The organism is Micromonospora sp. U56 (assembly GCF_018070095.1).
Lineage (GTDB): Bacteria > Actinomycetota > Actinomycetes > Mycobacteriales > Micromonosporaceae > Micromonospora > Micromonospora purpureochromogenes.
This window is the reverse complement of sequence record NZ_JAGPYL010000230.1, coordinates 1-2789: the sequence shown is the minus strand read 5'-3', so window position 1 is coordinate 2789 and position 2789 is coordinate 1. Positions and strand designations below refer to the sequence as shown.

The following is a 2789-nucleotide window of genomic DNA, read 5'->3' as shown; positions in this document are numbered from 1 at the left end:
TTCCGGGGGTGGATATACCAATCAGGGCCACCCCTTGAAAGGGGTGGCCCTGATTGAATGGTTGTCCGGCGGTGTCCTACTCTCCCACACCCTCCCGAGTGCAGTACCATCGGCGCTGGAGGGCTTAGCTTCCGGGTTCGGAATGTTACCGGGCGTTTCCCCTCCGCCATGACCGCCGTAACTCTATCGACATGTCAAACAACTCGACCAGCAGTGCTGGGTGTTGTTCGTTTGTCGGGAGTTGCACAGTGGACGCGTAGCAGCTTTGTAGTCAAGTCCTCGGCCTATTAGTACCGGTCAACTGAACCCGTTACCGGGCTTACATTTCCGGCCTATCAACCCAGTCGTCTAGCTGGGGGCCTTACCCATCCAAAGGATGGTGGGATACCTCATCTTGAAGCAGGCTTCCCGCTTAGATGCTTTCAGCGGTTATCCCTTCCGAACGTAGCTAACCAGCCGTGCCCCTGGCGGGACAACTGGCACACCAGAGGTTCGTCCGTCCCGGTCCTCTCGTACTAGGGACAGCCCTTCTCAAGTATCCTACGCGCACGGCGGATAGGGACCGAACTGTCTCACGACGTTCTAAACCCAGCTCGCGTACCGCTTTAATGGGCGAACAGCCCAACCCTTGGGACCTGCTACAGCCCCAGGATGCGACGAGCCGACATCGAGGTGCCAAACCATCCCGTCGATATGGACTCTTGGGGAAGATCAGCCTGTTATCCCCGGGGTACCTTTTATCCGTTGAGCGACACCGCTTCCACTCGCAAGTGCCGGATCACTAGTCCCGACTTTCGTCCCTGCTCGACCTGTCAGTCTCACAGTCAAGCTCCCTTGTGTACTTGCACTCAACACCTGATTGCCAACCAGGCTGAGGGAACCTTTGGGCGCCTCCGTTACCCTTTAGGAGGCAACCGCCCCAGTTAAACTACCCACCAGACACTGTCCCTGAACCGGATAACGGTCCGAAGTTAGATACCCAAATCAACCAGAGTGGTATTTCAAGATTGCCTCCACCCATACTGGCGTATGGACTTCACCGGCTCCCACCTATCCTACACAAGCTAATTCGGATACCAATGTCAAGCTATAGTAAAGGTCCCGGGGTCTTTCCGTCCTGCCGCGCGTAACGAGCATCTTTACTCGTAATGCAATTTCGCCGGGCCTGTGGTTGAGACAGTGGGGAAGTCGTTACGCCATTCGTGCAGGTCGGAACTTACCCGACAAGGAATTTCGCTACCTTAGGATGGTTATAGTTACCACCGCCGTTTACTGGCGCTTAAGTTCTCCGCTTCGCCCCGAAGAGCTAACAGGTCCCCTTAACGTTCCAGCACCGGGCAGGCGTCAGTCCATATACATCGAATTACTTCTTCGCATGGACCTGTGTTTTTAGTAAACAGTCGCTTCCCCCTGCTCTCTGCGGCCATACAACGCTCCACCCGCGTGGGGCTTCACGTCTCCGGCCCCCCTTCTCCCTAAGTTACGGGGGCAATTTGCCGAGTTCCTTAACCACAGTTCGCCCGATCGCCTCGGTATTCTCTACCTGACCACCTGTGTCGGTTTGGGGTACGGGCCGCTAAGAACTCGCTAGAGGCTTTTCTCGGCAGCATAGGATCACTGACTTCACCTGAATCGGCTCGGCATCACGTCTCAGCCTTCATGCACCACGGATTTGCCTATGGTGCGGCCTACACGCTTACCCCGGCACAACCACCGGCCGGGCTCAGCTACCTTCCTGCGTCACCCCATCGCTTGACTACTACCCACCAGGTTCCCACGCTCCCCGACAGCAACCCGAAGGTCACCACCGGTTCGGGTGGTTAGCACAGCGAGGTTCGTCAGGGTCGCTCTTTCGCGGGTACGGGAATATCAACCCGTTGTCCATCGACTACGCCTCTCGGCCTCGCCTTAGGTCCCGACTCACCCAGGGCGGATTAGCCTGGCCCTGGAACCCTTGGTCATCCGGCGGAAGGGTTTCTCACCCTTCTTTCGCTACTCATGCCTGCATTCTCACTCGTGCCGCGTCCACAACTGGGTCACCCCGCTGCTTCACCCGCGGCACGACGCTCCCCTACCCATCCACACACCTGCACAAGGAATCAAGTCCAAGCGAGGTTGAAATGTGAATGCCACAGCTTCGGCGGTGTGCTTGAGCCCCGCTACATTGTCGGCGCGGAACCACTTGACCAGTGAGCTATTACGCACTCTTTAAAGGGTGGCTGCTTCTAAGCCAACCTCCTGGTTGTCTATGCGACCCCACATCCTTTTCCACTTAGCACACGCTTAGGGGCCTTAGCTGGTGATCTGGGCTGTTTCCCTCTCGACTACGAAGCTTATCCCCCGCAGTCTCACTGCCGCGCTCTCACTTACCGGCATTCGGAGTTTGGCTGATTTCGGTAAGCTTGTGGGCCCCCTAGACCATCCAGTGCTCTACCTCCGGCAAGAAACACGCGACGCTGCACCTAAATGCATTTCGGGGAGAACCAGCTATCACGGAGTTTGATTGGCCTTTCACCCCTAACCACAGGTCATCCCCCAACTTTTCAACGTTGGTGGGTTCGGCCCTCCACGCGGTCTTACCCGCGCTTCAGCCTGCCCATGGCTAGATCACTCCGCTTCGGGTCTAGAGCATGCGACTGAACCGCCCTGTTCAGACTCGCTTTCGCTACGGCTCCCCCACACGGGTTAACCTCGCCACATGCCACTAACTCGCAGGCTCATTCTTCAAAAGGCACGCCGTCACCCCGTAAGGCTCCGACGGATTGTAGGCGAACGGTTTCAGGTACTAT

Annotated in this window: 2 rRNA genes; both read right to left on the bottom strand. The window is 57.1% G+C overall.

Annotated features, from left to right (window positions below):
• Positions 1–63: 63 nt before the first annotated feature.
• Positions 64–180 (bottom strand): 5S ribosomal RNA (gene rrf, locus KBX37_RS33635).
• Between the two features lie 87 nt (positions 181–267).
• Positions 268–2789, bottom strand: a 23S ribosomal RNA gene (locus KBX37_RS33630); the annotation flags it as partial.